Annotated in this window: 7 protein-coding genes; 6 read left to right on the forward strand and 1 reads right to left on the reverse strand. The window is 37.6% G+C overall.

The genetic code is table 11. The features are described 5' to 3' along the window. Window positions 1–5: 5 nt before the first annotated feature. The 5 genes from ASU02_RS21735 to ASU02_RS21755 all read left to right on the forward strand — a co-directional run bounded on the left by ASU02_RS21735 (window position 6) and on the right by ASU02_RS21755 (window position 4,220). The gene (locus ASU02_RS21735; RefSeq protein WP_057767525.1) at window positions 6–1,217 is read left to right on the forward strand and encodes a multidrug effflux MFS transporter; all 1,212 of its coding nucleotides are present in this window, start codon (window positions 6–8) and stop codon (window positions 1,215–1,217) included. 74 nt (window positions 1,218–1,291) lie between these two features. Next, window positions 1,292–1,732 carry a DUF6157 family protein gene (locus ASU02_RS21740; RefSeq protein WP_232426319.1) on the forward strand — a complete coding sequence of 147 codons (441 nt, stop codon included), beginning with the start codon at window positions 1,292–1,294 and terminating at the stop codon, window positions 1,730–1,732. A gap of 188 nt (window positions 1,733–1,920) precedes the next feature. Continuing rightward, entirely contained in the window at window positions 1,921–2,733 is an 813-nt protein-coding gene (locus ASU02_RS21745) for a TrmB family transcriptional regulator (protein WP_057767526.1), read from the forward strand. A gap of 61 nt (window positions 2,734–2,794) precedes the next feature. After that, window positions 2,795–3,682, forward strand: coding sequence for a DMT family transporter (locus tag ASU02_RS21750; protein WP_057767527.1), 888 nt, complete (start codon window positions 2,795–2,797; stop codon window positions 3,680–3,682). 79 nt (window positions 3,683–3,761) lie between these two features. Next, the gene (locus tag ASU02_RS21755) at window positions 3,762–4,220 is read left to right on the forward strand and encodes a GNAT family N-acetyltransferase (protein ID WP_057767528.1); all 459 of its coding nucleotides are present in this window, start codon (window positions 3,762–3,764) and stop codon (window positions 4,218–4,220) included. A 35-nt stretch (window positions 4,221–4,255) separates the two neighbouring features. On the opposite strand, the gene ASU02_RS21760 is transcribed toward ASU02_RS21755, so the two are convergent. Next, complete coding sequence (locus ASU02_RS21760) at window positions 4,256–5,437, reverse strand: MFS transporter (RefSeq protein ID WP_057767529.1); 1,182 nt, start codon at window positions 5,435–5,437, stop codon at window positions 4,256–4,258. 170 nt (window positions 5,438–5,607) lie between these two features. Between ASU02_RS21760 and ASU02_RS21765 the strand changes: the two genes are divergently transcribed. Continuing rightward, the gene (locus ASU02_RS21765) at window positions 5,608–6,477 is read left to right on the forward strand and encodes a LysR family transcriptional regulator (protein ID WP_057767530.1); all 870 of its coding nucleotides are present in this window, start codon (window positions 5,608–5,610) and stop codon (window positions 6,475–6,477) included. The last annotated feature ends 406 nt before the right edge of the window (window positions 6,478–6,883 follow it).

A 6,883-nucleotide genomic window follows, 5' to 3' on the forward strand; every position in this document is an offset into this window, starting at 1 on the left:
CAAATATGAATTCACCACAACAAATCCAGGTTAAGAAACCATTAGCGAAAGTATGGATGGTCCTTATATTGGGCTCCTTGACAGCCTTTGGTCCATTATCGCTAGATATGTATTTGCCATCCTTGCCAATTGTGGCTGATGATTTACAGACAACGGCCTCTCTTGCACAATTGAGTTTAACTTTTTGTTTATTAGGGCTGGCACTCGGGCAATTATTTTTTGGACCATTAAGTGATATACAAGGGAGAAGGAAACCGCTTGTACTGACATTAATCATTTATTCGGTCTCGTCTATTTTATGTGCTTTCAGTCCGAATATATGGATTCTTGTTTCGCTCCGTTTTATTCAAGGACTCACCGGTGCAGCAGGGATTGTCATTGCCCGTGCAACCGCACGAGATCAATATACAGGCAAAGATTTAACAAAGTTTGTTTCTCTCTTAGCCCTTGTCAACGGTGCGGCGCCGATTCTCGCACCTATTTCGGGTGGGGTTATTTTGCAGTTTGCTAGTTGGCAAACCGTATTTATTATTCTAGGAATCATCGGATTATTGATGTTTCTCGTTGTTGCCTTTTTTCTGCCAGAAACCCTGCCTGAGGAGAAAAGGGCAGAAGGCGGTATGCTGGCTACACTAAAGACGTTCCGCAATCTTATTAAAGATCGCCTGTTTATAGGATTTGCACTGACTCAAGCGTTTATATCAACAAGCATGTTTGCGTATATTGCGGGTTCCCCTTTTGTCCTGCAAAACCTTTACAATGTAACGCCGCAGCAATTTAGCTTATTATTCGCGCTGAATGGAATAGGAATTATTGCTTCGGCTCAAATAACAGGGCGTTTAGCTAGTACCATTAGTGAAGTGAAACTATTAATGGGCGGGATTGTAATTGCAGCAGCAGGAAGTATAGTTTTGCTTTTTGTTACCTTTTTACATCTTTCTTTATTTGCTATGGCAATTGCGTTATTTCTGGTTGTGGCAAGTGTTGGAATTGTATCGACAACCTCCTTTTCATTAGCGATGCAAAGTCAAGGAAGGTCTGCTGGAAGTGCTTCTGCACTCCTTGGTTTATTGCCGTTTATAGGGGGAGCCATTGTTTCTCCGTTAGTAGGTATTGCTGGTGAACAAAGCGCAGTTCCAATGACAATTATTATTGCGATTTTTAATCTAGGTGCTTTGCTTTTATATAGCATACTTTTGCAAAAGCAAAATAAATAGCCATTTGCACTATTAAATGTTAGTAGAATAGGGGAAAAAGAATTTAGTATCTCTGTGAGAAAGGAGGGAAAACGTTGGAAAAGAAGGATATCAATTATTATCAGACATTTATTACCGTTGCACCAGATTGTCCGTCAATGGAAGGAACTGTACCCCCTCTTCGTAAGGGAGGTGCAACCAAATCCCGGATTGAATATGATCTTCTCTCAAACCATCCATATACATACACTCAGGAAGATCTTATTTATGAAGTATATATACGCCATAAATTGATTCCAGAGGAAGAGCTGCTGGCAAGAGGAACTCAAATTAGAGAAGAGCTATTTCAAAAATCCCAGGCTTGTTTAAGAGCCTCTATGCTTCCGAAAAAATATGGATGGGGCATTCATTTTGATTGTGCGGGTAAAATAGCCATCTTCGGTGTTGAGTCTTTGGATTATCAAAAGTATCTTTTGAATGAAGGTGATGAACTAAAAATACTGCCAGCTATGCGAAACAGCCGTTTACGGTCTTAAGATTAACAGCATCATTATTGATTCTGGAGAAAGATCAAGAACGGGCACTGACATGCCCGTTTCACTATTTATAGACGTTTAACCTTCATGATTATTTGTATAAATCAGTCTATTCTAATTTATCTATAGACTTTTTATTAGAAATCAATTATAGTTGTTATTAATATAACTACTATTATGGAGGGCTTATGGAGGATAAAGCAATTATTGAATTGCAAAAACATGGTTTTTCAAAGTATGAATGCAAGGCATACATAGGCTTATTGAAATCACCTGCGGTTACCGGTTATGAATTAAGCAAGCGTTCTGGCGTTCCAAGGTCCATGATTTATGAAGTGCTGGGGAAACTCCTTGATAAGGGAGCAATCCAAACGGTTCCTTCCGATCCTATTGTTTACAAACCAGTTGAGCCGAAACAGCTGCTTTCTCGTCTAAAGGAAGAGATGAATACATCATTGGAATGGCTGGAATCGTCGCTAACCATGTTTGAAAGTGATCAGAAAGTGGATGTGGTGACAAGGATTGTCCATTATGAGCATATCGTTCAAGAAATGATTTCTATGATTCGCCTTTCGGAAAAGGCAATTTGGCTATCTGTATGGTCTCCGATTGTGGAAGAGATTGAAATGGCTATTCGGGAAAAGGAAGGATCCATCCCGATATTTACAGTTTTATTTGGAGCTGAAGAAAAGTCGCTAGGTCATACGTATCATCACAACTATATGGCACCAGATATTGTTAGTAAACGAATGGATGGATATTTGACGATTGTCATTCGGGATGAAGAAGAAGCGCTAATTGCGAAATTTAGCGATAGAGGTTCTGAATGGGCTGTAAAGTCAACGGATCCTGCCCTTGTTCTTATTGCAACTGAATATATTCGGCACGATATTATGGTAGAAGAAACTATTAATATGCTCGGTCCCGAAAAGTTAGAAGCACTTTGGAAAAGTCGAGAAGACTTAATTCAAGTAATGACGGGAAAAAACAGCTTAGAGTAAGCTGTTTTTTTATCAAATGAACATAGTTGTTATTGTTATAACTACTTAAGGAGGAATCAGGATGTATCCAAAACTTAAATTCGCACTCTCGATGGCAATATTCGGTTCCATTGGTTTATTTTCTATAAAAACTGGACTTCCATCTATTGAGTTGGTTTTTGTTCGGTGTGTATGTGCAAGTGTTCTTCTAGGATTCATCTGGGGAATTCATTCGTTAAAAGCAAAAAATCAGATAAAAGCGGCTATTCCACGCCGTGAGTATATACTTGCACTGCTTTGTGGTGTGTTTCTAATCATTAACTGGGTTTTTTTCTTTCGTTCGTTCGAGGTCATGCCTATTACTGTGGCGGTATCCATCTATCATTTAGCGCCCGTCATTGTTCTTCTACTAGGTACTTTTATCTTTAAAGAAAAAATTACCGGTTTAGGATTGGTGTTTTTCTTTATCTGCTTTTTAGGAACATTGTTGGTTGGAGGGATTCACCAACAATCATCCATTGCCGATTTTCTATCAAATGGAGTTCTTTGGGCATTTGCAGCAGCATTATTCTATGCACTTACTTCCATCACGGGGAAGGGGATCCAAACCCTTAGTCCGCTAGCAACTACAGTTATTCAAACAACATTGGGGATTATTTTATTGTTTCCATTAGTAGATTGGTCAAACTTTCTTCATCTTACCTTTGAAAATTGGTTTTATATTCTTATTACAGGGTTCATTCATACTGGATTTGTCTTTTATTTATTTTTCAGCGGTTTGCGTGAACTAAAAGCGCAAACGATTGCTATTTTGGTATTTATTGATCCGATTGTTGCTATTTTACTAGATGTGCTTATTTTGAATTATCGTCCTGATATGTTGCAATTAGCAGGAATTCTTCTGGTGTTTGCGGGGATTAGTTATTCTCCTAGAAAAGCTAAGAATATAGAAAAAGTAGCTGTTGGATAGCAGGAGTATTACGATGGGAAAGCTAATATAGATAAAGGTAAACTTATCCAGGCTAGGAAATAGAAAGTGAGATGGAAATATGTCTCTTCACATCCGTGAAGTAACAACAGACAATTGGCGTTTAGTGGCGGGGTTATCAGTATCTGAACAGCAAACCCAATTTATTGAAAGCAATGCTTATTCCTTAGCAGAATCAAAATTCGAAAACAATGGTGTTTCTGTGGGGTTATACGATGGTGAAATACTTGTTGGCTATGCGATGTATGGATGGCCATCTGATGTAAATCGAAGTGCTTGGCTAGATCGTTTTATGATTGATTTTCGTTATCAAGGAAAAGGGTATGCTAAACAATTTTTGCCTCTTTTACTTGAACATATTCAGCAGCAATATGCTTGTCAAAAAATTTATTTAAGTCTTCATCCCGATAATAAACCTGCTCAAAAATTATATGAATCGTTTGGGTTTTATTTAAATGGAAAAGTAGATGACAGTGGACCTGTATTCGGCGTCGTTATGGAATTAAATGTAGAAGAATAAAAAGAAGAACAGCATTTAGTGCTGTTCTTCTTTTGTTAGTTATCTTCTATTATCTGCTTCGCATGGTTTGGTGAAATGTTTTTACTCCACCTCCATTGCAGAACGTGTATACATAATGCTGAGAAAATGCCTGCTAATGCTCCGATCATCCAGTTGAGTTGCGGCATATGTTCAAACAGCCATCCGCCGGCACCTTGGCTGATGCCTCCCCCAATAGCCATTGCAAGCAATGAAAAACCAAAATAGCTGGCCGAAAACTGTGGGGGTGCTATATTCGCTGTGTACTCATAAGAGGTTGGTTCCACGAGCATGATTCCAATCGCATATGTGCAAAAACCTATCCAAAATAATAGAAAGGCATCAGATAATCCAACTAATAATATTCCTGCTCCCATTATGCTCATTCCTACTTTAATAACGGATAGCCTCTGAAATCTCTTTGTCAATTTTTGCAATGGGTATTGAAGGAATACAACGATCATTCCATACACGATAAATAGACTTGAGACAAATGATGAATGGTTAAATACTTTTGCAGCATGTAATGGAATCGTTAAATATAATTGCATGAACATGAACCAAAACCCCGTCATGCTAACAGTAAAGAAGATAAATAAGTGATCTGACCTAACTTTTCTCCAAGAATCAGCAAAAGATTGCTTCGGCACAGCGATCTTTTCGTTCGGAAGAATTAGAAAGGTAAGAATGCCGCTAAAGATAAAGATCCCGCCGCAAACGAGAGAAGAGTAGAAAAAGTCTAGCTGCAATAAGAGTCCGCCTAATATACCAGCGCAAATGATCCCTGAGTGCCGCACGATTTTATCGAGAGAAAAAATGTCGCCTCTCTTTTTAGGGGGAGTAAAGATCGTTAGCGCTGCTTTACTTGTTGGTTCAAATAATGATCCGCCTATCCCTGTAATAATGGCTGCAGCTATTAACTCAAATGGGGAAGTACAAAAGGCGAACATCGTGAAACCTGCTCCACGCAAGATCATCCCAATACTAATCATTAGCCGGTAATCAAAGCGATCGCCAAGTATTCCCGACAGAAAGGAAGTACCTTGCTGTGTTAATTGGCGGAGCATAAGGACAACTCCGGCAATTCCAGCAGAAAGGGCTAAGTTTCCTGTAATATAAGCAGATAAGAAGGGGATAAACGCAAAAAAACTTACGTTCATAAGAAATGAGTTAACTAATAATAATCGAATGGCTTTCATCTGGTTCCCGCCTTTGGTTGACTAATTTAGAAAGAAATGAATGGATGGCTATATTTAATTAAAAAGTCAGCGCTGCTCTTTAATACAAAGTGTATCAACGGCTTTACAATTTGTATAACGAATAATTACAATAATATTAATTATAAAAACGAATCGTTAGGATGAGAAAAATGGAAATTCAACAGCTACGTGCCTTTTTGTCTGTCGCACAGACAAAAAACTTTACCAAGTCTGCTGACTTACTGTACGTGTCGCAATCAACTATAACGATGAGAATTAAAGCGTTAGAACATTCCCTTGGTAAAATGTTGTTTGATAGGGATAATCGACAGGTTCATCTGACTGCTGCGGGAAAGGAATTATTGGATTATGCTAAGAGAATTGTAGAACTTGTTGATGAAGGGGCAAGAAAGCTGAAATTGGAGGAAAGATTCGATAGCTCATTAGTCGTAGGAAGTCTACATTCATTATGGGATTATTTGCTCTTCCCTATTATGAAAGAATTTCAAATAAAATATCCTAAAACGGCTCTTCGTTTTATAACAGGTCATTCATGGGATATCGTGCAGCATATCCTTGATGGTGTCATTGATTTTGGCGTCGTCTATATTCCTCCATCCCATCCGGAGATAGAGGTAGTAAACTTTAAAAGTGAGGAAATTAAGCTGGTTGCCAGAGCGGATAATAATTTTACCGAGGAAATTGATTTAAGTAATTTAACGGCATTGCCATATATTCATATGGAGTGGGGACCAGGTTATAAATTATGGTTTGAAGAATGCGTCGGTAAGCAAGTTTTTGCTTTACAAGTTGATCATGCCTCATTATATATTCATTATTTGCAAAGTGATAATTTTATCGGACTGCTGCCATCGGCTATTGCTAATACACTCATCCAAGGAGGGGAGCTTACAGAGCTTCGTTATCGATCAAAAGTAAAAGCGCCTTTCATTCAAAGCTATATCATTTATCCTAAACGCAAGCATGAAGCAGTAAAGTCCTTGTTAGATTACATGATGCAAGCCGCTGATAGAATGTAAAATAAGTTAAGCGAAAGTAAATGACTTAGAAAATGAAATTCATTTGCCGGTATAAATTATAAGAAGTAGTAATGTCTTAATTTTTGTGAGTGATCAATATCGAAAAAAAATTCTAATTTGCTATTGATTTTTAAGGGAAATGATTGTAATATAGTAAATCTCAGCTGAAAGATCAGATGATTGATTTAAAGTTTCAGTTATTTAGTCTTTAGTTGTTGACAAAAATCAGTTTGATTTGATATGATGTAAATCTGTTGTTGTGACAGAAAGTTATTTCAAAAAAATAATTGACAACACTTCAATGGTATGATACAATCAAATCCTGTGATAAAATAGTTCTTTGAAAACTAAACAAAGCAAAAACGTCAACGTTTAAATCAAGTTTTAAAACTTAAGAGCTAATCTT

It is taken from the genome of Cytobacillus praedii, from assembly GCF_001439605.1.
GTDB classification, from domain to species: domain Bacteria; phylum Bacillota; class Bacilli; order Bacillales; family Cytobacillaceae; genus Cytobacillus; species Cytobacillus praedii.

Bases quoted from the DNA above. Each gene is read 5' to 3' on its own strand.
- ASU02_RS21735 (WP_057767525.1), top strand. From the start codon at position 6: ATGAATTCACCACAACAAATCCAGGTTAAGAAACCATTAGCGAAAGTA.
- ASU02_RS21745 (WP_057767526.1), top strand. From the start codon at position 1,921: ATGGAGGATAAAGCAATTATTGAATTGCAAAAACATGGTTTTTCAAAG.
- ASU02_RS21750 (WP_057767527.1), top strand. From the start codon at position 2,795: ATGTATCCAAAACTTAAATTCGCACTCTCGATGGCAATATTCGGTTCC.
- ASU02_RS21755 (WP_057767528.1), top strand. From the start codon at position 3,762: ATGTCTCTTCACATCCGTGAAGTAACAACAGACAATTGGCGTTTAGTG.
- ASU02_RS21760 (WP_057767529.1), bottom strand. From the start codon at position 5,437: ATGAAAGCCATTCGATTATTATTAGTTAACTCATTTCTTATGAACGTA.
- ASU02_RS21765 (WP_057767530.1), top strand. From the start codon at position 5,608: ATGGAAATTCAACAGCTACGTGCCTTTTTGTCTGTCGCACAGACAAAA.